The organism is Streptomyces sp. BJ20, assembly GCF_022869105.1.
Classification (GTDB): Bacteria; Actinomycetota; Actinomycetes; order Streptomycetales; family Streptomycetaceae; genus Streptomyces; species Streptomyces griseoincarnatus.
This window is the reverse complement of sequence record NZ_CP094918.1, coordinates 6,336,558-6,358,185: the sequence shown is the minus strand read 5'-3', so window position 1 is coordinate 6,358,185 and position 21,628 is coordinate 6,336,558. Positions and strand designations below refer to the sequence as shown.

Annotated in this window: 21 protein-coding genes and 1 tRNA gene; 3 read left to right on the top strand and 19 right to left on the bottom strand. The window is 70.3% G+C overall.

The window, feature by feature from the left end; translation table 11 throughout:
* Positions 1–2: 2 nt before the first annotated feature.
* On the bottom strand, positions 3–1,361 hold the full coding sequence (locus MTR79_RS28630) for an extracellular solute-binding protein (RefSeq protein ID WP_086705070.1): 1,359 nt from the start codon (positions 1,359–1,361) through the stop codon (positions 3–5).
* Between the two features lie 342 nt (positions 1,362–1,703).
* Here MTR79_RS28630 and MTR79_RS28625 point away from each other — a divergent pair, with 342 nt between their 5' ends.
* Together MTR79_RS28625 and MTR79_RS33645 are read left to right on the top strand one after the other, a co-directional pair.
* The gene (locus MTR79_RS28625; protein WP_244792267.1) at positions 1,704–2,759 is read left to right on the top strand and encodes a LacI family DNA-binding transcriptional regulator; all 1,056 of its coding nucleotides are present in this window, start codon (positions 1,704–1,706) and stop codon (positions 2,757–2,759) included.
* Positions 2,760–2,765: 6 nt separating this feature from the next.
* Positions 2,766–2,990 (top strand): helix-turn-helix transcriptional regulator, encoded by a 225-nt coding sequence (locus MTR79_RS33645; RefSeq protein ID WP_280518394.1) that lies wholly within the window; start codon positions 2,766–2,768, stop codon positions 2,988–2,990.
* Positions 2,991–3,066: 76 nt separating this feature from the next.
* Here MTR79_RS33645 and MTR79_RS33640 read toward each other — a convergent pair whose 3' ends face one another.
* The 8 genes from MTR79_RS33640 to MTR79_RS28585 form a co-directional block, all read right to left on the bottom strand.
* Positions 3,067–3,195 (bottom strand): hypothetical protein, encoded by a 129-nt coding sequence (locus MTR79_RS33640; RefSeq protein WP_279952322.1) that lies wholly within the window; start codon positions 3,193–3,195, stop codon positions 3,067–3,069.
* Between the two features lie 29 nt (positions 3,196–3,224).
* The gene (locus MTR79_RS28615; RefSeq protein ID WP_189366535.1) at positions 3,225–3,719 is read right to left on the bottom strand and encodes a hypothetical protein; all 495 of its coding nucleotides are present in this window, start codon (positions 3,717–3,719) and stop codon (positions 3,225–3,227) included.
* A gap of 108 nt (positions 3,720–3,827) precedes the next feature.
* Positions 3,828–4,205: a hypothetical protein gene (locus tag MTR79_RS28610; RefSeq protein ID WP_244792265.1), complete on the bottom strand. Its 378-nt coding sequence runs from the start codon at positions 4,203–4,205 to the stop codon at positions 3,828–3,830.
* 121 nt (positions 4,206–4,326) lie between these two features.
* Entirely contained in the window at positions 4,327–5,541 is a 1,215-nt protein-coding gene (locus MTR79_RS28605) for a helix-turn-helix domain-containing protein (protein WP_086704862.1), read from the bottom strand.
* 412 nt (positions 5,542–5,953) lie between these two features.
* Positions 5,954–6,026 (bottom strand) — tRNA-His (locus MTR79_RS28600).
* Positions 6,027–6,145: 119 nt separating this feature from the next.
* Positions 6,146–6,748 carry an oligoribonuclease gene (orn, locus tag MTR79_RS28595; RefSeq protein ID WP_086704861.1) on the bottom strand — a complete coding sequence of 201 codons (603 nt, stop codon included), beginning with the start codon at positions 6,746–6,748 and terminating at the stop codon, positions 6,146–6,148.
* 143 nt (positions 6,749–6,891) lie between these two features.
* Complete coding sequence (locus MTR79_RS28590; protein ID WP_199206415.1) at positions 6,892–8,127, bottom strand: helix-turn-helix domain-containing protein; 1,236 nt, start codon at positions 8,125–8,127, stop codon at positions 6,892–6,894.
* A 395-nt stretch (positions 8,128–8,522) separates the two neighbouring features.
* The gene (locus MTR79_RS28585; RefSeq protein WP_244792264.1) at positions 8,523–8,837 is read right to left on the bottom strand and encodes a hypothetical protein; all 315 of its coding nucleotides are present in this window, start codon (positions 8,835–8,837) and stop codon (positions 8,523–8,525) included.
* Positions 8,838–9,165: 328 nt separating this feature from the next.
* Here MTR79_RS28585 and MTR79_RS28580 point away from each other — a divergent pair, with 328 nt between their 5' ends.
* Positions 9,166–9,693, top strand: a complete 528-nt coding sequence (locus tag MTR79_RS28580) for a universal stress protein (RefSeq protein ID WP_244792263.1) — start codon at positions 9,166–9,168, stop codon at positions 9,691–9,693.
* Between the two features lie 134 nt (positions 9,694–9,827).
* Here MTR79_RS28580 and glmS read toward each other — a convergent pair whose 3' ends face one another.
* The 10 genes from glmS to MTR79_RS28530 all read right to left on the bottom strand — a co-directional run bounded on the left by glmS (position 9,828) and on the right by MTR79_RS28530 (position 21,625).
* Positions 9,828–11,645, bottom strand: a complete 1,818-nt coding sequence (glmS, locus tag MTR79_RS28575) for a glutamine--fructose-6-phosphate transaminase (isomerizing) (protein WP_048457759.1) — start codon at positions 11,643–11,645, stop codon at positions 9,828–9,830.
* 12 nt (positions 11,646–11,657) lie between these two features.
* Positions 11,658–11,915, bottom strand: coding sequence for a hypothetical protein (locus MTR79_RS28570; protein ID WP_006131553.1), 258 nt, complete (start codon positions 11,913–11,915; stop codon positions 11,658–11,660).
* Positions 11,916–11,990: 75 nt separating this feature from the next.
* Positions 11,991–12,881, bottom strand: a complete 891-nt coding sequence (locus tag MTR79_RS28565) for a DUF4429 domain-containing protein (protein ID WP_244792262.1) — start codon at positions 12,879–12,881, stop codon at positions 11,991–11,993.
* 217 nt (positions 12,882–13,098) lie between these two features.
* Positions 13,099–14,871 (bottom strand): IucA/IucC family siderophore biosynthesis protein, encoded by a 1,773-nt coding sequence (locus tag MTR79_RS28560; RefSeq protein ID WP_244792261.1) that lies wholly within the window; start codon positions 14,869–14,871, stop codon positions 13,099–13,101.
* Positions 14,868–15,410, bottom strand: a complete 543-nt coding sequence (locus MTR79_RS28555) for a GNAT family N-acetyltransferase (protein WP_048457762.1) — start codon at positions 15,408–15,410, stop codon at positions 14,868–14,870. The genes MTR79_RS28560 and MTR79_RS28555 overlap by 4 nt, the downstream gene beginning before the upstream one ends.
* Complete coding sequence (locus MTR79_RS28550; protein ID WP_244792260.1) at positions 15,407–16,699, bottom strand: lysine N(6)-hydroxylase/L-ornithine N(5)-oxygenase family protein; 1,293 nt, start codon at positions 16,697–16,699, stop codon at positions 15,407–15,409. The genes MTR79_RS28555 and MTR79_RS28550 overlap by 4 nt, the downstream gene beginning before the upstream one ends.
* Complete coding sequence (gene desA / locus MTR79_RS28545; protein ID WP_189366529.1) at positions 16,683–18,125, bottom strand: lysine decarboxylase DesA; 1,443 nt, start codon at positions 18,123–18,125, stop codon at positions 16,683–16,685. The genes MTR79_RS28550 and desA overlap by 17 nt, the downstream gene beginning before the upstream one ends.
* A 159-nt stretch (positions 18,126–18,284) precedes the next feature.
* Positions 18,285–19,154 (bottom strand): siderophore-interacting protein, encoded by an 870-nt coding sequence (locus MTR79_RS28540; RefSeq protein ID WP_244792259.1) that lies wholly within the window; start codon positions 19,152–19,154, stop codon positions 18,285–18,287.
* A 70-nt stretch (positions 19,155–19,224) separates the two neighbouring features.
* On the bottom strand, positions 19,225–20,268 hold the full coding sequence (locus tag MTR79_RS28535; RefSeq protein WP_086703324.1) for an ABC transporter substrate-binding protein: 1,044 nt from the start codon (positions 20,266–20,268) through the stop codon (positions 19,225–19,227).
* A gap of 196 nt (positions 20,269–20,464) precedes the next feature.
* Positions 20,465–21,625: an acyl-CoA dehydrogenase family protein gene (locus MTR79_RS28530; RefSeq protein WP_086703323.1), complete on the bottom strand. Its 1,161-nt coding sequence runs from the start codon at positions 21,623–21,625 to the stop codon at positions 20,465–20,467.
* Positions 21,626–21,628 lie beyond the last annotated feature (3 nt).

Genomic DNA, 21,628 nt, shown 5'->3' with positions numbered 1-21,628 from the left:
GGTCACTGGTCCAGGTTGTTGTCGATGGTCTTGGTGGCCGTCTCCCACGCCTCGTCGGCCGACTTGCCCTTGGTGACGAGGATGACGCCGTTGTCGGTCAGACCCTGCTGGATGATCTGGTCCTTCGGGCCGATCACCTGGACCGGGATCTGCTTGGCGGCCTCGGAGAAGATCTCACCGATCGGCGCGTCACCGGTCATCTCGTTGGTGGCGCCGGTCACCTCCGGGCTGTCGTACGCGGCCGGGGCGCTCGGGAAGGAGCCCTGGACCTTGAACAGCTTGGCCTGCTGCTCGGGCGCGGTCAGCCAGGCGACCAGCTTCTGCGCCTCCTCGACGTTCTTGCCGCTCTTCGGCACGCCCAGGAAGGAGCCGCCCCAGTTGCCGGACTTCGGGGCCACGGCGACGTCCCACTTGCCGGCCGCGTCGGGCTTCGACTTGCCCTTGATGTAGCCGAGCATCCACGGCGGGCAGGCGACGGTGGCGAACTTGCTGTTGGCGATCGTGGTGTCCCAGGCGGGCTGGAACTGCGTCTGCGACTGGACCAGGCCCTTCTCGGCGGCCTCGGCGGTCAGGTCGAAGGCGTCCTTGACGGCCGGGTTGGTCTTGTAGATGACCTCGCCGGAGGCGTCGTAGAACTTCTCCTTCTCACTGCTGAGCACGGCGTTCAACAGGCCGCCGGGGGAGTCCATGAAGAAGGTGTCCTTGCCGGCCGCCTTCTTGTACTTCTCACCGGTGGCGATGAACTTGTTCCAGTCGCCCGCCCAGAGCTTGCCGACCTCCGCGCGGTCGCTCGGCAGCCCGGCCTTCTCGAAGAGGTCCTTGCGGTAGCAGATGGCCATCGGGCCGACGTCCGTGCCGAGACCGATGGTCTGGCCGTCCTTGGTGGTCGCCTGCTCCCACTTCCAGGGCAGCCAGCCTTCCTTCTTCACACCCTCGACCTTGGACATGTCCGTGAACTTGTCCGCCTGGGTGCCCACGACCTCGGCGATGTTGGCGACCTCGACGGCCTGCACGTCCATCAGCCCGCTGTTGGTGGTCAGGTGGTTGACGAGAGCGGGGTAGTAGTTCTCGTTCCGCTCGACCACGTTCTCCTGGATCTTGATGTCCGGGTTGAGCTTCTCGTACTCGGCGTAGAGGCCGGCCTCCTTGAAGCCCATGGTGCCGAACAGGCCCAGGGTGATCGTGGTCTTGCCCTCGCCGGACGAGGAACCACCGGAGCTGTCGTCGCCGCCGTCGTCGGCGCAGCCGGCCAGCAGCCCGGTGCCCAGCGACACGACGGCCGCGACGGCCAGCGCCTTGCGGGCGAAGGGCTGCCCCCCGCCCGACCGCTGCCTGGTGAGGGGCAGGGTACGTGCTCGCATTGCGTCCTCCTGTTGCCCTGACGTGCCGACCCCCCGGCCAACGGCGTTGTTGACCCGTATTCTGCGCGTTGCGGCTCGGGCGGGGAACGTGCGGGTTGTGTATGTGTCAGGTACTGTGGGAGCGCTCCCACAAGTGATGTGTTGAAGAGTCGCGGGTCCGGGCGGGGGTGTCAAGGGAACAGACACGGCAAAGTGCCTTCAGTTATCTGCCCGTTAACTTGACCCGGAGGTCCGCCCCCTCGGAACGCCGGGGTCCGCGCGGACGCCCTCGCGGGTGGTCACCGTCACTGCCGGGGCTGTTACATTCCAGGCCAGGGTGACACAGAAGGAAGGCGGGGGCGGATGGCAAGCCACGGAGTGCGGGGCCGAAGCGGTGGCCGCCCCACCCTCGAAGAGGTGGCAGCGCGGGCCGGAGTGGGCCGCGGCACCGTGTCGCGCGTGATCAACGGCTCCCCCCGGGTGAGCGAGGCCACCCGCGCCGCCGTCGAGGCGGCCGTCGCCGAACTGGGCTACGTCCCCAACACGGCGGCCCGCGCGCTGGCGGCCAACCGCACCGACGCCATAGCGCTCGTGGTGCCCGAGCCCGAGACCCGGTTCTTCACCGAGCCCTACTTCTCCGACATGCTCCGCGGTGTCGGCGCCGCGCTGTCCGACACAGAGATGCAGCTGCTGCTGATCTTCGCGGGCAGCGACCGGGAGCGGCAGCGGCTCGCCCAGTACCTGGCCGCGCACCGCGTGGACGGCGTGCTGCTGGTCTCCGTGCACGCCGACGACCCGCTGCCCGACATGCTGTCCCAGCTGGAGATCCCCGCCGTGATCAGCGGTCCCCGCTCCGCGGACGAGACGCTCACCTCGGTGGACTCCGACAACTACGGCGGCGCCCGGCAGGCGGTGGAGCACCTCATCTCCCGCGGCCGTCGCACCATCGCCCACATCACCGGCCGCCTGGACGTCTACGGCGCCGAGCGCCGCGTCGACGGCTACCGGGACGCGCTGCGCGGGGCGGGTCACCCGGTGGACGACCTGCTGATCGAGCCGGGCGACTTCTCCGAGGACGGCGGCCGCCGCGCCATGGAGGCCCTGCTGGAGCGCCGCCCCGACCTGGACGCGGTCTTCGCCGCCTCCGACGTCACGGCGGCCGGCGCCCGTCAGGCGCTGCGCGAGGCGGGCCGCCGCATCCCGGACGACGTGGCGCTGGTCGGGTACGACGACTCCGCGATCGCCCGGCACATGGAGCCGCCGCTGACCAGTGTGCGTCAGCCGATCGAGGAGATGGGCCGGGCGATGACCGACCTCCTGCTGGCCGAGGTCGCCGACCGCCGCCCGTCCGCGACGCGGGAGCTGGAGCGGCGTCAGATGGTGCTGGCGACGGAACTGGTGGAGCGCGCGTCGTCCTGAGCGCGCCTGTCCGGCCGGGACGCGGGGGACGCCGCCCGCGCCCCGGCCGGAAACGCCGGAAGCCGCGTACGCGAGCACCACAACCTCACACAGCTCGAGGTGTGCGGCCGGTCCGGCGTCGACGCCGTCAGCTACAGCCGCATCGAGAAGGGCCACTCCTCGCCCCTGCTCGACACCCTGATCCGCATCGCCGACGCCATCGACGTCCCACTCGCCGACCTCGTGCGCTGAGCGACCCGCAGCACCATGGCGGCTCCCAGTGACGGGCACTGGGAGCCGCGGTCTCGCCCTGGCGGGCCGGTTGGTCTCAGGGCTTGCGCAGGACTACGAACCCCCGCACAGGCCGCGGTTCCTGCGGGCTGCGGGACTCCGGCTGCTGCGCGCGCTTCCACACCGCGACCAGCTCCGCGTACCGCGGGTCGATCCACTCGGACATGGCCACCTCCAGCCGCTCAGGCTACGGGCTCACACGACCGGGGGTTCCGGTTTCGGCATCGGTCGGACGGTGCAGTCCGGTGCGTGCTGGCACTTCGCCGCGACCGGGACGAGCGTCTCGCCGAACGGCGGCCCCCACAGCTCCGGGTCCGCTTCCCAGCCCAGCGCGGCGATGGCCTCGCGGGTCCGGTCCAGGATGGACGGGTCGTAGTTGGTGGGGTCGTAGCCGGGGTAGTGGTGGACGAACATGCCGCCGAGGTTGGTACACAGCTCGGCGTACATGGCCGTGTGCAGGATCAGGGCGTGCCAGCCCTCGTCGACGATCCGTGACGGCGCCAGCCCGGTGCCCGGATTGCGAGAGCAGGCCGCGACGAACTTGATGCCCTCTTCGACGATCCGGCCGGCCATCTCCTCGCTCATGCCGGGGTTGGCGTCCATCACCGTGCTACGGCAAGACGCGAACCGCTCGTCGGCGATGAGCATGCGCGCGAGGACGGGCAGGGCGGGGTTATCGGGCGGGTCCATGGGGCCCGGAGGTAAGGTCACAATCATTCTCCTTCGCTGATCGCGGATGGGGATGGCCCCGCCTGGCCGGGTGTTCTTCGCGGGATTCAGCGGCCGGGCGGGGAGTTTCTACGGGCGCCGTCCCTGGCGAATCAGCCGGTACAACGCCAGGCCGATCTCGCAGCGGCTCACCTCGTCCGTGCACTGCTCGCACAGCGGTGCGTGCTCGAACAGGCCCCGGTGCGCCCAGGCCGCGGCGCAGCGCAGGCAGGCGCGCGGGAACCAGGAATCTCCCGCCAGGGTCTTCTGCTCACCGAAGTCGATGGCTGTCTCAGCGTTCAGGGGCCCGGTCTCGCACCAGATGCAGTCGGCGCCGCGCAGCTGGTCCTCGGTGGCGTCCTCGGGAGACGGCAGTAACAGGACGGCCAGGACGTCGGCGGCCACTTCGAGTAAGGCGGCTCTGGGGGATCCTGACGGCGGGGGCGCTGCGGCGGTACGGTGCGTCACGTCGACTCCTTGGCGGTCGGCCGGCCCCGGGGCCGTTCGCGCGGTCGCCGGGGCGCTTCCCGACTATGGAATCGCCGAGCTACACAGAGTGACAGGGACGGTGCGTCCTACTTTCCCGACGCTATTCGCTGACCCCCAGGAAGTCCGCCAGCGCCCCGAGCCCCGGCGGATGATGGGGCAGCGCCCACAGATCACGCACGATCGCCACGGCCAGCGTGTGGTGCTGCATCCAGGCAGGCGCCACCCGCCGCAGGGATTCCAGGGTCTTCACCGCCCCGGCCGCATCTCCGATATCAGCGTGAGCACGGGCGACGTCCAGCAGCAGCCACGTTCGCCACGACGGGGGAGTGTCCTTGCTGAGTCGCATCCCCTTGGCGAGCGCCAGAGCGTCACGCGGATGCCCGTACTGGACAGCAAGCCGCACCCGTTCGACACGGACCGACGAAGGGCTGAACACGCTCACCATGCGTTTGTCGCCGCCGTCCGGCATCTTCGAGACGCGGGCGGCTTCCTTCTCGGCTGTCTCCATCATCGCGGCTGCGCGCTCGTAGTCGCCGCTACGAGCAGCTGACGTGGCGGCGCTCATGGTCAGCCCGCCCCAGACCTTCAGGCCGTCGGCTGTACCAGTGAGGCCAAGGTCGGCCATGTTGTCGGCAGCTCGGAGCGCGATGCCCAGCGCGTCCGCCAGACGGCCTTGCCTCTGGTACGTCCACGCCGTGGAGTTGACGATCATCGGCAGCAGCAGCGGATCAGACGACTGTTCGGCAGCGTCTATGGCCCGCTCAAGACTGATCAGAGCAAGGTCCGTCTTGCCCATCCGCACGGCTACGTGCCCGGCCAACTGAAGCACCTTGCCCAGGGCCGCGTAACCAGCTCCGCGCTCATCCTCGCTACCCGATGCGGCGGCAGAGCGCGCATCAGAGATCAGGTCGGGAATGGCTTTCATCACCGTGTCGAACTCAGCGGCGTGGTACTGCGTCCAGCCGTCGGCGATCTGCCCGCGTAGCCCATCCAAGGTGAAGTCCGGCCCTGGCGGCGGCGGTTCCGGTCCCCAGAGAGCAGGCATGATGGCCCGGCGCACAGCCACGAACTGCGGCCCGTCGTTCTCACCGGACGAGGAGACTGCGGGCGGATCACCCAGCAGCGTGGTCAGCTCCACGCCCAGCCCGTTGGCCAGGGCGTGCAGCGTCGGTAGCCGCGCGGAGTGCTTGCGGCGCTGCTCAAGTTGGCGGATCACGTCGACGGAGACGCCCGAGCGGGAGGCCAGCTCCTCTTGGGTGAGGGAGGCCAGCCGGCGTAGGCGGCGGAGGGTGCGCCCGAGGTCGTCGTTTGCCACGTTGCCACGGTACGCCGCAGGACCAGGGGCAGAGCTCCCCACCAGGAGGTTGGGCCAGGCATGACGAAACGACCCCGCCCTCCCACAGGGGAGAGCGGGGTCGTGATCACCGCGCGAAGAGGGCTGTCGCACCTGCGCCCGCCACACCGGCGAGGACGCCGATGGTGGGGAGCGGCCAGCGGGCTCGCTCGAGGGTGCGGAGCCTGGTCTCGTGGTGGGCGACGTCCTTCCCGAGACGTCACCTGGTACGTGGTGTCCCCCGACTTCTTCGGGCGGGGAACGATGCTCGCCCTGGAGGGAAGATATGGCCCGAATCGGGCGGCTGACAGGGCTCCGTGTTCCCACAAGTTCCCAAAGTCCGGGCATGACGAAGGGCTGACCCGTTTGCACAGGTCAGCCCTTGATCATTCAGGGTGAGTGACGGGACTTGAACCCGCGACATCCTGGACCACAACCAGGTGCTCTACCAGCTGAGCTACACCCACCACGGCCTGTTTCCGGGAGGTCAGTGACTTCCCCGACCGGCCGAGAAAAAGTGTACAGGGTCCGAAGGGGTGCTCGCGCACGCCTTTCCGCGCCGCTCCCCCGAGCCCCCTCGACGGCCCTAGTGAGCAGGCAGGACGTGCTTCGCCGCGATCTTCTTAGCGGTGTCGGAGTCGGGTCCCGGCTGCGGCACGAAGACGGCCTCGCGGTAGTAGCGCAGCTCCGCGATGGACTCGCGGATGTCGGCGAGCGCCCGGTGGTTGCCGTTCTTCTCGGGGCTGTTGAAGTACGCCCTCGGGTACCAGCGGCGGGCCAGCTCCTTGATGCTGGACACGTCGACGATCCGGTAGTGGAGGTAGCTCTCCAGGGTCGGCATGTCGCGCAGCAGGAAGCCGCGGTCGGTGCCGACGGAGTTCCCGCACAGGGGCGCCTTCCCGGGCTCCTTGACGTGCTCCTTGATGTACGCGAGGACCCGCTGCTCGGCGTCCTCGAGCGTCGTGCCGTTCGGCAGCTCGTCGAGCAGCCCCGACGCGGTGTGCATCGCGCGCACCACCTCCGGCATCGTCTCCAGGGCCCGCTCCGGCGGGCGGACGACGATGTCGACACCCTCGCCGAGCACGTTCAGCTCGGAGTCGGTGACGAGGGCGGCCACCTCGATGAGCGCGTCGTCCGACAGCGAGAGGCCGGTCATCTCGCAGTCGATCCACACCATGCGATCGTTCATGTGTCTCACCCTACGGTGCGTGACGCCGGGCGTGACCAGGTGGTGAAACGGGGATTCCCGCGATCTTCCGTACGGCGGTGAGGTCGCCCGGCGCAGGGGTGAGGGCCGGGGGCACACGGCCTCCGGCCCTCACGACGGTCACCTCAGGGCGCGCTGCGCTGCCCCGGGACGCCCGGCGCCGACGCGGTCAGGGGCGACCCCAGCGCGCCGGCCGCCGCCGACCGGCGCGCCTGGTGCGGGACCCCTCCGTCCGAGTGCAGCTGCTGCGGCATCGAGTGCCCCGCGGGCTCCGGCCGGCCGGCCGGGACGCCGCCCGCCGGGGCGCCCTGCGCGGTCCCGTCGCCCTGGCCCCGCTCGGCCTGCGGACGCCGTGCCCGGTACGCGGCCCGGTAGGCGGCCGGGGACGAGCCGAGCTGGCGCCGGAAGTGGCCGCGCAGCGCCACGGGAGAGCGGAAGCCGCAGCGTCCGGCCACCTCGTCGACCGAGTAGTCCGACGTCTCCAGCAGGCGCTGCGCCTGGAGCACCCGCTGCGTGATCAGCCACTGGAGCGGCGCGCTGCCGGTCAGCGAGCGGAACCGGCGGTCGAAGGTACGGCGGCTCATGTACGCGCGGGCGGCGAGCGTCTCCACGTCGAACTGCTCGTGGAGGTGCTCCAGTGCCCAGGCGACGACCTCGGCGAGCGGGTCGGCGCCGATCTCCTCCGGTAAAGACCGGTCGAGATAGCGCTCCTGGCCGCCGCTGCGGCGCGGCGGGACCACCAGGCGGCGGGCGAGCGCGCCGGCCGCCTCGTTGCCGTGGTCCGTGCGCACGATGTGCAGGCACAGGTCGATGCCGGCCGCGGTGCCCGCGGACGTCAGCACGTCGCCGTCGTCCACGAACAGCTCGCGTGGGTCGACGTGCACCGACGGATAGCGCTTGGCCAGCGTCGGCGCGTACATCCAGTGGGTGGTCGCCGGACGGCCGTCCAGCAGTCCCGCCGCCGCGAGGACGAAGGCGCCGGTGCACAGCCCGACGATGCGGGCGCCCTCCTCGTGGGCCCGGCGCAGCGCGTCCAGGGCGTCGTCCGGCGGCGGGGAGGTGATCGATCGCCAGGCCGGCACCACGACGGTGCCCGCCCGGGATATCGCCTCCAGGCCGTGTGGCGCGGTGAGTTCCAGGCCCCCTGTGGTCCGCAGCGGGCCTTCTTCGCCGCCGCACACCAAGAGGCGGTAGCGCGGCACGCCGGCGTCCTGGCGGTCAACCCCGAACACCGACAGCGGTATGGAACTCTCGAAAATGGGGCCGCCGCTGAACAGCAGCACCGCGACGATCTCCTTGCGGCGGCGCCCGGAGAGTTTCCGGGCCGCGTTTTCCGGCGCGGCAGTGGAGTCGTGGCTCATCCTGCTAAGCCCCCCTCGGTGGTCGCGGCTCCTCGGTTGTGTCGCTCCTGCACGTTTCCCCTCGGTCCTGCACGAGTCCCCCGCCGTAAGACAGTCAAGATCGAATCTACTGTGTCCCGTCGCGCACCGGTGGCCAGTTCGGCACCCGGTGCATTGTCGACTTGACAACTTGGCGTAAAGCATTCGATCACGAAGCGTTGCACTCGCGCGCCGTGCAGGGAAGTGCGCCTCGTCGCGGTGGCCAAACCGCGTAGGGTGCGCGGGGCCCGCGAGGTGCTTTCCGTGCAGGTGGAACGGGGGTTGGGGGGTGGTCATGCCACCGGGTGCGCCACAACCGGAAGTTGGCTGAAAAGAGACGGGCGGGGGTGCGGAAACCGGTCAACCGGCCGGTGAGTCTACGGCGTCCTGCGGGGCGCGCGCCCGCGCGTGGGGAGGGGCGCCGACGCGCCGGGAGAGGGGGCCGGCGCCGAGGTGCGGGGGCCGGCGTCGAGATGCCGGGGACGCGGCAGGGCGGCCAGGCGCCGGGAGCGGCGGATCAGCATGCGGGACGCGGCCGCGACGGCTGCCAGGCCGCAGGCCACGCCGGCCGCTGTGAGGAAGGGCGCGCCGCGCCACAGGAGGACCGCGGGGGCCAGCAGGCACCCGAGCGCCGCCCAGCGCAGGAGATCGTCCTCAGGGGGCCGGACGGGGGCGTGGGCGGGGCGGGGCATCGGGGCGCTTCCTGTCGTGGGGGAGTCGTCGTGGTTCCACCATCCCAACGTGCGGGCCGCCCGTCGGTCACCGTGCGAGGCGCCCGGTGCGGATGGTTCAGATGTCAAGCGAATACCCCGCAAACCGCCTGTACAGGCCAGCAACCGTTGCGTCGTGGGCGGACCCTCGTGCATGCTCCGGGGAACCCGCCTCCCGGTTCGCGCGGGATCTGGGCCAAGGAGGCGTGCCGCCGTACCCTTGGGGGTATGGGGTTGGGAAGACACTTCCCGGACACAGCTCCGCCGCACACTGTCGTCCCCGTAAAAGGATCACTACCCCGAGACAGCCATGGCCGGTCACGAATTCTTCGAACCCGCGGACCGCAAGCGGCCGGTCGCCGATCCGACGGCGTCCGAACCCCTGGCGGCGGAGGACTCGCGCCATGCGCGCGACCCCGCCTTCCGGCACGGGGTGGTGGTCGGCTTCGACGGTTCCACGTCCAGTGAACGAGCCCTCGCGTACGCCATCGGCATGGCGCGCCGCTCCGGGTCCGGGCTGATCATCGTCCATGTGGCGAACCGACTGCCCACCACGGTGTGGGCGGGGTGCGAGCCGCCGGTCTTCGTGGACGTCCCGGACCACCGTACGGAGGTGCTGGGGCTGGAGCTCGCCTGTGCGGACTATCTGGCCGAGGTGCCGTGGATCCTCGTCGAGCGGGGCGGGGACATCTGCCACGAACTCGAAGAGGTGGGGCGGGAGTACGAGGCCGACGCGATCGTCGTGGGTTCCACCCACGGGCTTGTGGGACGGCTTTTCGGGTCGGTCGCGGGGAGGCTGGCGAAGCGGGCGCAGCGGCCGGTTGTCGTCATTCCATGACGTGAGGCGGGCCCCCATGTGTTGAGTGGCAACACATGGGGGCCCGTTCCTGTTCGCACGGCCTGTGCGGGTGCGTGGGGGCTGATCGCGCAGTTCCCCGCGCCCCTTCGGGGGCGCTGACCCTGAGGCGTGTCCTATTCGACCGTGACCGACTTCGCCAGGTTGCGGGGCTTGTCGATGTCCCGGCCGAGGGCCAGGGCCGTGTGGTAGGCGAGGAGCTGGAGGGGGATGCCCATGAGGATCGGGTCCAGCTCGTCCTCGTTCTTGGGGACCACGATCGTGTGGTCCGCCTTCTCCTGCTCCTGGTGCGCCACGGCGACGATCCGGCCGCTGCGGGCCTTGATCTCCTCCATGGCCGCGCGGTTCTTCTCCAGCAGGTCGTCGTCCGGGACGATGGCGACCGTCGGGAGGGCCGGCTCGATCAGGGCCAGCGGGCCGTGCTTCAGCTCGGAGGCCGGGTAGGCCTCGGCGTGGATGTAGGAGACCTCCTTGAGCTTCAGGGAGGCCTCGCGGGCCACCGGGTAGCCCCGGACGCGGCCGATGAAGAGCATCGAGCGGGCCTCGGCGTACTCCAGCGCCAGCTTCTTGATCTGCTCCTCCTGCTCCAGCATCTCGGCGATCTGGGCGGGGAGGCGGCGCAGACCCTCGATGATCCGCTTGCCGTCGCGCACGGAGAGGTCACGGGTGCGGCCCAGGTGCAGGGCGAGCAGCGCGAAGGCGACCGTGGTGTTGGTGAAGCACTTGGTGGAGACGACGCAGACCTCCGGTCCCGCGTGCACGTAGACGCCGCCGTCGGCCTCGCGGGCGATCGCGGAGCCCACCACGTTGACCACGCCGAGGACCCGGGCGCCCTTGCGCTTCAGCTCCTGCACGGCGGCCAGCACGTCGTACGTCTCACCGGACTGGGACACCGCGACGTACAGGGTGTCGGGGTCGACGACCGCGTTGCGGTAGCGGAACTCGGAGGCCGGCTCGGCGTCGGCGGGGATGCGCGCGAGCTCCTCGATCATCTGCGCGCCGATCATGCCGGCGTGGTACGAGGTGCCGCAGCCGAGGATCTTCACACGGCGGATGCGGCGGGCCTCGCGGGCGTCCAGGTTGAGGCCGCCCAGGTGCACGGTGGAGAAGCGGTCGTCGATCCGGCCGCGCAGGACGCGGTCCACGGCCTCGGCCTGCTCGTGGATCTCCTTGTGCATGTAGGTGTCGTGGCCGCCCATGTCGTAGGAGGCGGCCTCCCACTCCACGGTGGTGGGCTCGGCGGTGGTCCGCGTGCCCTCCGTGGTGTAGGTGCGGAAGTCGTCGGCCTTGAGGGTGGCCATCTCGCCGTCGTCGAGGGTGACTATCTGGCGGGTGTGGGCGACCAGCGCGGCGATGTCCGAGGCGACGAACATCTCCTTCTCGCCGATGCCGAGGACGACCGGCGAGCCGTTGCGGGCGACGACGATGCGGTCCGGGAAGTCGGCGTGCAGCACGGCGATGCCGTAGGTGCCCTCGATCAGGCGGACCGTCTCACGGACCTTGTCCTCGAGCTTCTCGGCCTGCGAGCGGGCGATGAGGTGGACGAGGACCTCGGTGTCGGTCTCGGAGAGGAACTCGACGCCGTCCGCCTCCAGCTTGCGGCGCAGGTCACCGGCGTTGTCGATGATGCCGTTGTGGACGACGGCGACCTTGCCCTCGGCGTCCAGGTGCGGGTGGGCGTTCACGTCGGACGGGGCGCCGTGGGTGGCCCAGCGGGTGTGGGCGATACCGGTGGTGCCCTTGAAGCGCGCCGGGACCTTGGCCTCCAGGTCGCGCACCCGGCCCTTGGCCTTGACCGTCTTCAGGGTGCCCGTCTTCGGGGAGGTCACGGCGATGCCCGCCGAGTCGTAGCCGCGGTACTCCAGACGCTGGAGGCCCTCGAGCAGCAGGGGGGCGACCTCACGCCTGCCGATGTAACCGACGATTCCGCACATACAGGTATGTTCCTAGCCGTAGACGATGCGGCGCAGCTGCCGGAGCGAGAGCTCGGGCGGCGCCACCGCGCGGTATCTCAGGTCCGCCTCGATCCGTTGGAAGATCGTCGCGTTCACCAGGCCCTGGGCCTGGAGCTCGCGGTGGCGGCGACGGACGTACTCCTCGGTCGTCTCGTCGAAGTAGGCGAGCACGTCCTGGATCACACGCAGCGCCTCGCCCCGGCTGAGGGGCGTGGACCGCGTCAGATGATCGACAAGTTCGTCGTGCACCCGATGATCCTGAGGTACCGACGGCCGTTTCGCAAGAAACGTGCCCGATTTCGGGCAGGGTGGAGTAGGTGGCCCCTACATCCGCTTCAGGACGGCCTGCTTGGCGAGGGCGAACTCCTCGTCGGTGAGGATCCCGGACCGGTGCAGCTCGCCCAGCTCCCGCAGTCGGCGCAGCAGCGCGTCGTGGTCGTCCTCGGCGGGGCCGGGCGGCGCGGGCCGGTCGGTCTCGGGTTCGCGCGGGCCCTCCAGGGCCGGGGCGGCAGGGGTGGACGGGTGCGGCAGACGGGCCTGCACGGCGGCGGCCACCAGCGCCATCAGCGGGTCCTTCTTGAACCCCCACAGCTCCACCGCGTTCGGGTCGTACTTGGCCGGGACCTTGGTGGGGGCGTGCCGCACGAGGAAGCGCAGATGGCCGTTCTCCAGCCCGGCCGCCGGCTGCCAGTCCACGCCCTCCAGGCCGGCCACCGCCAGGGTGCGGGGTCCCGCGGCGGCCTTGGCGTCCTCCGTCTTCCAGTTCCACTCCAGCCGGACCCGCTCCCCGTCGAAGCTCACCGTGCCGTCCCCGGCCGACACGGACAGCGGCAGGGGCGGGCCGGGCAGCAGATAGCCGGTCACCGGTCCGGAGGGGATCTGCTCCAGCAGCAGCGCGGTGCGGACCTCCTCCGTGAAGTACTCCGCGACGCCGTAGCGGTCGGACTCGACGGTGAGCTGGTACGGGTCGTGCGGTTCGGTGAGGCGGCCACCCGTCGCGTGCAGCAGCGGGTCGGCGCCGTCGCGCAGCCGCAGCCTGAGCCGGCCCGACTTCTTGCCCTGCTCCAGGGAGACGCCCGCCAACGCCTCCAGCGGCAACGCCAGTTCACCCAGCGTGCGGCGGAGCAGGCCGACGTTCTTGTCGCGGCCGGGGGTCAGGCGCAGGGTTTCGCCGTCGAACGTCCACGTGCCGTCCTTCTGGATGATTTCCGCCATGGGGGGATTGTTCCATCGCCACGTTCCCTGGCGGGGGCGGGAGTTGGAGGAGGTGTGGCTGGGGAGGGCGGGTGCCCGGCCGTGGGTGGGGGCCGGGCGCGCCCGCGCGGAGGAGCCGCATGCCGGCACAGCCCCGCGCCCCTGATGGACGTCGCACCTGAGGGTGTGACGAAGCCCCCGGAGGACCGTACTCCGGGGGCTCGTCCGTCCGATGCGGTCAGAAGGCCGCCAGGGGGTTCTTCAGGGTGCCCACGAGCTGGAGGGCGCCCGAGGGGTCCGCCAGGTCGACCATCTGCTTGTTGTCGCGCAGCTGGAGGCGGTTCAGGCAGGACAGCGCGAACTCCGGGGCGAACAGGTCGTACCGGGCGAACTTGTCCGTCAGCTCCGGCACCGACGCCTGGTACTCACGGGTGACCTCCGCGACCGTCCGCCAGAAGCCGTCCTCGTCGAGAACGCCCTCCTCGGCGAGGTTCGCCGCGAGGAAGCGGAAGAAGCAGTCGAAGACGTCCGTGAAGATGGACAGCAGCTTGGTGTCGTCGGGGACCTCGACGCGGATCCGGGACACCTCCGGCGGCAGTACCGCGTCCGGGTCCATCACCGCGATCTCCTCGGCGATGTCCTTGTAGACCGCGCGCTTCACGGCGCCGTCCTCCAGCACCAGGATGACGTTCTCGCCGTGGGGCATGTACACCAGGTCGTAGGCGTAGAAGCTGTGCAGCAGCGGGACGTAGTAGGCCCGCAGGTAGCGCCGCAGCCACTCGGCCGGGGTGAGCCCGGAGCGCTCGATCAGGGCGGCGGCGAAGGACCGGCCCTCGTGGTCGACGTGGACCAGGGACGCCATGGTGGCGAGCGACTCGCCGTCCTCCAGGGACGTCACCGGGCTCTCCCGCCACAGCGCCGCCAGCATCTTGCGGTACGGCGAGTAGCGGTCGGTGGCCTGCTCGTACTCCAGGTGCCGGTACCCCACGGCGGCGCGCTCCCGGATGATCGACAGTCCCGTGGACCGCAGCACCGGGTCGTTGTCGATCAGGCGGGCCAGCCAGTCGTTGATGGCCGGGGTGGCCTCCATGTAGGCGGCCGACAGGCCCCTCATGAAGCCCATGTTGAGGACGGACAGGGCCGTCTTCACGTAGTGCTTCTCCGGATGGGAGCGGTTGAAGAAGGTACGTATGGACTGCTGCGCCAGGTACTCGTCGTCGCCCTCGCCCAGCAGCACCAGGTGCCGGCGGGCGACCTCGGCGGCGAAGGTGACGGACAGCTTGTTCCACCACTGCCAGGGGTGGACGGGGACCAGCAGGTAGTCGGCGGGGTCCAGGTCCTGCGCGCGCAGGACGTCGTGGAACCGGTCGACGGTCTCCTCGCCCAGCTCCTGGCGGACGAACGACTCGTACTCGATGCCGACGCCCGCCGTGAACGCGGCCCGCGAGCGGTGGGCGGCCAGCCACACCAGCCGCACCGGGTTCGCGGCCTCCGGGGCGTACTGCCGGTACTCGTGGACGCCGAAGCCGAGCCTGCCGTTGTTGGCGACGAAGCAGGGGTGGCCCTCGGTCATGCCGGTCTCGATCGCCTGGAACCCGGCGTCGACCAGCTCGGCCGAGGTGACCTCCGGCTTGGTCAGCTTGTAGCAGGTGCCGGAGAGGGTGGAGGAGATCTCCTCCAGGTACACCGGCAGGATCTCGTCGCTCAGCCCCAGGGACTTCTGCAGCTCGATGAAGAAGTCCAGCGCGGCGAGCTCGAGTTCGACGCCGTCGCGATGACGGGTGATGGAGCCGGCGTCGACCTGCCAGTGGTCCAGGCCGCGAAGCTTCGCGGTGAAGGTGTAGCGGGTCTCGCCGTCGTCGCTGCGGACGACGTACCGGCCGTCGCCGGCCGGCTCCGGCGTGACGAGCCGCTCGTGCGCGAACTCGGCGAGCGCCTTGCGGATCAGCAGACGGTTGGCCCGCGCCCAGCGGTGGGGGGACAGGTGCGCCACGGCGTCGGACAGGGTCATGCGGAAGCTCCTCGGGCGGCCTCGAACTGTTCACGCGTGCAGAAGCTCAGCAGCGCGCGCTTCTCCGGCTTGTCGATCTCGCGCTCGGGTTCAAAGCCCACGGCCTCGTTCAGAGCGTGCACGGCCTTGTTGCCGACGTCCGGCTCCACCACGACCCGGCGGGTGGCCGGGTCGGCGAACAGCTCCTCCATCACGGCGGTGATGACGGCGCGGGTGAAGCCGTGGACGGGGCGGTCGGTGGGGGCGACCAGGAAGTGCATGCCGACGTCACCGGGCTCGGGCTCGTAGAGCCCGACGAGTTCGACGTGCCGGGGGTCGTACTTCTCCATCAGGAAGGCGGGCTCGCCGTCGTGCAGGCCCAGGTAGGCGTGGTGGTGCTCGTGGGCGGCGATGCGCATGTACTCGCGCTCGACGTCCTCGAGCCTCGCGTCCTGCATCATCCAGAACGCGGCCTTGGGATGCGTCACCCAGCGGTGCAGCAGCTCCGCGTCCTTCTCCGGGTCGAGCGGGCGGATCGTGAACGTACCGATGGTGCTCATACGGCGAACTCCTGGAAGGCGATGCTCTTCTCGACCGGGTAGTACTCGGTGCCCAGCAGCTCGCGGATGATCGAGGCGTTGCGGTAGGCGCCCATGCCCAGGTCGGGGCTGGTGATGCTGTGCGTGTGCACGCCCGCGTTCTGCAGGAACACGCCGCGCCCGGTGACGTCGATCGCGTAGTTGCGGGCGACGTCGAACCGGCCGTGGCCGTCGAAGCGCAGCCGGTCACGCACCGGCTCCAGGAAGGCGGGCTGCTCGTAGTGGTAGCCGGTGGCCAGCACCAGGCCCTCGGTGGCGATCTCGAAGTCCTTGCCCTGCTCGTCCTGGCGGAAGCCGAGCGTGTAGGTGCCGTCCTGGTACCGGGCGGTGGTGAGCGAGGAGTTGGTGAGCAGCCGGGTGGGCACGCCGCGGCCGCCGCTCTCCACGTTCTTCTGGTACAGCAGGTCGAAGATCGCGTCGATCAGCTCCGAGTTGATGCCCTTGAACAGGCCCTTCTGCTGCTTCTCCAGGCGGTAGCGGGTGTCCTCGGGCAGCGCGCGGAAGTAGTCGATGTAGTCCGGGGACGTCATCTCCAGGGTCAGCTTGGTGTACTCCAGCGGGAAGAACCGCGGGGAGCGGGTGACCCAGTTGAGCTGATAGCCGTGGGCGTCGATCCCGGAGAGCAGCTCGTAGTAGATCTCGGCGGCGGACTGCCCGCTGCCCACGATCGTGACCGACTTCTTCTCCAGCAGCTCCGCCTTGCGCCGCATGTACTGCGCGTTGTGGAAGAGGCCGCCCTCCAGCCCCCGGCACGCCTCGGGCACGAACGGCACGGTGCCGGTGCCGAGCACCAGGTGCCGGCCGCGGTAGGTCGTACCGGTGGACGTGGCCACGACGTACACCTCGGCCGTCTCGTCCCACGTGACCTCGGTGACGGTGGTGCCGAAGCGGATGCTGCTCAGCTGTGCGGCGGCCCAGCGGCAGTAGTCGTCGTACTCGACGCGCAGCGGGTAGAAGTTCTCCCGGATGTAGAACGAGTACAGCCGGCCCTTCTCCTTCAGGTAGTTGAGGAAGGAGTAGGGGGAGGTCGGGTCGGCGAGGGTGACCAGGTCCGACATGAACGGCGTCTGCAGGTGCGCGCCGTCGAGGAACATCCCCGCGTGCCACGCGAAGTCCGGCTTGGACTCCAGGAAGACCCCGGCGAGTTCGTCGACGGGCTCGGTCAGGCAGGCCAGCCCAAGGTTGAACGGGCCCAGCCCGATGCCCACGAAGTCGTAGGTCGGTTCCGTGGTGTCAGCAAGCGCGGTCAAGGGACTCTCCCAGGTACTGCTCGGCGTGGCCGGCGATCAGGTCGAGGACGGCCGTGATGTCGGCCGTCGTGGTCTCGGGGTTGAGCAGGGTGAACTTCAGGTAGTGGCGCCCGGACACCTTGGTGCCCGCGACCACCGCGTCGCCGGAGGCGAACAGGGCCTTGCGGGCGTACAGGTTGGCGCGGTCGATCTCGCCCGGGTCGGTGACGGCGGCCGGGATGTAGCGGAAGACCAGGGTGGAGAGGCTCGGCTCGACCACCACGTCGAACCGGGGGTCGGCGGCCAGCAGCTTCCAGCCCTCGGCGGCGAGGTCGCACACCTCGTCGAAGAGCGCGCCGATGCCGTCGGCACCCATCACGCGCAGCGTCATCCACAGTTTCAGCGCGTCGAAGCGGCGGGTGGTCTGGAGGGACTTGTCGACCTGGTTGGGGATGCGCTCGGTCACCATGCGGCGCGGGTTGAGGTACTCCGCGTGATAGGTGGCGTGCCGCAGCGTGGCCGCGTCGCGCACCAGCACGGCCGAGGAACTGACCGGCTGGAAGAAGGACTTGTGGTAGTCGACGGTGACGGAGTCGGCGCGCTCGATGCCGTCGATGCGGTGCCGGTACTTGCGGGAGGCGAGCAGTCCGCAGCCGTAGGCGGCGTCCACGTGCATCCAGGCGCCGTACTGCTCGCACAGGCCGGCGATCTCCGGCAGCGGGTCGATCGAGCCGAAGTCGGTGGTGCCGGCGGTGGCGACGACCGCCATCGGGATCAGCCCCGCCTCGGCGCAGCGCTCCAGTTCGTGGGCGAGGGCGACGGTCTGCATCCGCTTGTCGTGGTCGACGGGGACCACCACCACGGCGTCCGGGCCGAGGCCGAGCAGCTTCGCGGACTTCTGCACGCTGAAGTGGCTGACCTCGGAGGCGAAGACGCGCAGCTTCGTCAGCTCCTCCGTCTTGGTCTCCTCCCGCGCCAGCAGCAGCGCCTGGAGGTTGGACTGGGTGCCGCCTGAGGTGAACACGCCGTCGGCGGCGGGGCCGAGGCCGATGCGGGCGGCCGTCCAGTCGATCAGTTTCCGCTCGATCAGGGTGCCGCCGGCCGACTGGTCCCAGGTGTCCAGGGAGGAGTTGACGGCGGAGAGCACCGCCTCGCCGAGCACGGCCGGGATGACGACCGGACAGTTGAGGTGGGCGAGGTAGCGGGGGTGGTGGAAGTAGACCGCGTCCCTGAGGTAGACGTCCTCCAGCTCGTCCAGCGCCGCGGTGGTGTCGCGCAGCGGCCGGTCGAGGTCGATCGCGTCGATGCGCGGGGCGAGGTCGTCGGCCGTGACGCCGGTGAACGGCCGGTCGGTGGCGGCGAGTTTGGCGGCCACCCGCTCGACTCCTTCGGTCACGGAGCGTCGGTAGTGCTCCGCGGTGGTGTCGTTGAGCAGGTGCGAGCGCATGTGGGGGTCCTCCGGTGGGGACGGTCCGGTGCGGGGAGAGGTCCAGTGCGGTTGAACTTAGGTTAGCCTAACCAAACTTTTCCGAGGGTATTCCCGCTTCCTTCGTGACCGTCGTCACGTCCTCGGCGGGACGCTGCGGAGCGTCAACTCGCTTGTGGCTCAGACCTGTTCACGGAGCTGTTCCTCCGTCAGGCCACGCCGCCAGTAGCCCACGAACGTCACCCGCCGGCGGTCGACCCCACGCTCACGGACGAAGTGCCGGCGCAGCTGCTTGACCCGGCCGGACTCCCCGGCGATCCACACGTAGGCACGCTCGGGGGAGGGGAGGGCGGTCTGCCGGACGGCGTCCAGGGCCGTCGGGGTCTCCGGTGCGGTGACGCCCTCCCGCACGAACCAGGTGATCTCCGCGTCCGCCGCGGTCGGCAGCTCCTGGACGTCCCCGGCGTGCGGCACCTCGAGCCAGACCTGGGCGCGGATGCCGGCCGGGAGGGACTCCAGGACGGCGGCCGCGGCGGGCAGGGCGGTCTCGTCCGCCCACAGCAGCACCGTCGAGGCGTCCTCGGGAGGGCGGAAGCGGATCGCGCGGTTGTCCGCGATCGCGGGGCCGAGCAGCAGCACCCGGTCGCCCGCGGCGGCGCGGGCGGCCCAGCGGGACGCGGGACCGGCCTCGGCGGACGGGCCCGCCTCGCCGACGCCGTGCAGCACGAAGTCGACGTCGATCTCGGCGGTCCGGCCCAGGGCGTCCGCGCGCAGCGCCCGCAGCGTGTACGAGCGCATCACCGCCCGTACGTCGTCGGGCAGTTCGCGCCAGCCCTGCCACCAGTCGTCACCCAGCTCCAACGGCACGACCGGCGCGTCCTGCCCCGGGTGGGGCAGGAACAGCGACAGGGACTGGTCACGCCCGTCGGAGCGGAAGTCGCGCAGCTCCGGCCCGGTGAAGGTGACCCGCACGAGCGACGGGCCGAGCCGCCGCGTCCCGGCGACCTGAAGGGCGAAGAAACGGAACGGGGCGGCCACGGCAGTCGTCACGGCGTACTCCTGCGAGTCGGGGGCGGCTGAACCTTGCGAGGGGGCCTGTGAGAGGGGCCTTGCCAGGGGGTCAGCTGACCTTCCTGGCCTTCTCGATGGCCTCGGCGAGCGCCTCCACCGGCGCCACGCACTTGTCGTAGGACAGGATCGGCTCGGTGGAACGGGCGATGACCTGGCCGGCCTTGACGGCGGGCAGCTGCTTCCAGGTCGCCTCGGTGATGTCGGCGGGCTGGATGGCCGAGGAGCGGTCGTCCATCATGATCACGTCGGCCTTGTGCTTGTCGACGTTCTCCCAGCTCAGGCTCTCGAACCAGCCGCCGGTGGCCTTCTTGGCCGCCTCCGTCGGCTCCACGAAGTTCACACCGAGGGCCTTGAAGTACTCCAGGTCGATCGAGAGGTTGCTGCCCGAGACGTAGAACAGCTCGGGGCTCGCGGAGCCGACCAGCACCTTGATCTCCGGCTTGGCCTTGGCGGCCTTGCGCAGCCGCTCCGAGGCCGCCTCGAACCGCTTCTTGGCCTCGGTGACCTTCGCGGCCGTCATGTCGGCGCCGAGCGACTCGGCCAGCTCCCACATCCGCTGGAGCGGGGCGGTGAGCTGACGGTCGAACACGGAGATGCCGACGCTGGGGGCGAGCTTGGCGATCTTGTCCTTGGACGCCTCGGGGACGTACCAGAGGGTGCCGGCGTCGTCGAACATCGTGGAGATGAGCACGTCGGGCGCGAGGGCCGCGTACTTCTCGACGTTGAACTGGTCCCAGACGTTGCCCAGGACCGTCACCTTGCTGACGTCCATGTCGCCGGCCTGGACGTCGGCCTTGCCGTCCTTGGTCGTGGTCGGGCCGAACACGCCCTTGACCTCGATGCCGTAGTCGTACAGCGCGGCGGCCACGCCCGTGAACGCGACGATGTTCTTCGGCGCCTCGCCCAGCTTCACCGTGGTGCCGCGGTCGTCCTTGAAGCTCCAGGGGCCGGACTTGGCGGCGCCCTTCGTGTCCGCGCCGCCGTCCTTCGCGTCGTCGTCCCCGCAGGCGGTGAGCACGGCACCGAGGCCCAGGGCGCCGCCGGCGGCGAGCAGTCCACGACGGGAGAGGCGGGCGGTTGTGGCGTTCGGCATGGAAGGGTCTGCTTTCGTGCGTACGGGACCGATGTACAAACAGCGTTAGGTTAGCCTAACCAAACGATCTGTCCAGAGGGCGTCCCGCATCCATGTCCGGCATGCGCCGGTTCCACCCCGTGATCCGGGTCACCCGGCGGCACGGCGACGGCCCGCGCCGGGAGCGGCGCGGGCCGTCACTGAGAAGGGGGCAGGCTCAGCCCGCCAGGCCCAACTCCCGCGCGATGAGCATCCGCTGGACCTCGCTGGTGCCCTCGCCGATCTCCAGGATCTTGGAGTCGCGCCACATCCGGGCCACCGGGTACTCGTTCATGAAGCCGTAGCCGCCGTGGACCTGCGTGGCGTCGCGGGCGTTGTCCACGGCCACCGTGGAGGAGTAGAGCTTGGCCAGCGCCGCCTCCTTCTTGAACGGCTCGCCCGCCACCAGCCGGCTCGCCGCGTCCCGCCACGCCAGCCGCGCCGTGTGCGCCTTCATCTCCATGTCGGCGATCTTGAACTGGATCGCCTGGTTGGCTCCGATCGGACGCCCGAACGCGTGCCGCTCCCTGGCGTACTTCACCGACTCGTCCACACAGCCCTGCGCGAGCCCCGTGGCCAGCGCCGCGATGGCGATGCGGCCCTCGTCGAGGATGCGCAGGAACTGCGCGTAGCCGCGGCCCTCCTCGCCCAGCAGGTTGGCCGCCGGGACGCGTACGTCCTGGAAGGACAGCTCACGGGTGTCCGAGGCGTTCCAGCCGACCTTCGAGTACGGCGCCGCCACCGTGAAGCCCGGGGTGCCGGACGGCACGATGATCGCGGAGATCCGCGGCTTGCCGTCGGGCCCCCGGCCGGTGACGGCGGTGACGGTGACCAGACCGGTGATGTCCGTGCCGGAATTGGTGATGAAGCACTTGGTGCCGTTGATCACCCACTCGCCCGTCGCCTCGTCGAGACGGGCCGTCGTGCGGGTCGCGCCCGCGTCGCTGCCGCCGTCCGGCTCGGTGAGGCCGAACGCGCCGAGTATCTCCCCCGAGCACAGCCGGGGCAGCCACTCACGCTTCTGCTCCTCCGTGCCGAACAGGTGCAGCGGCATCGCGCCCAGCGAGACGCCCGCCTCCAGGGTGATGGCCACCGAGGAGTCCACCCGGGCCAGTTCCTCCAGGGCGACGCCGAGCGCGAAGTAGTCGCCGCCCATGCCGCCGTACTCCTCCGGGAACGGCAGACCGAACAGGCCCATGCGGCCCATCTCCCGCACGATCTCGTACGGGAACTCGTGCCGCTCGTAGAAGTCGCCGATCTTCGGCGCCACCACGTCGTGTGCGAACTCCTCGACCGTGCGGCGGAGTTCCTCGAGTTCGGGGGAGAGCTTGTGGTCCATGTC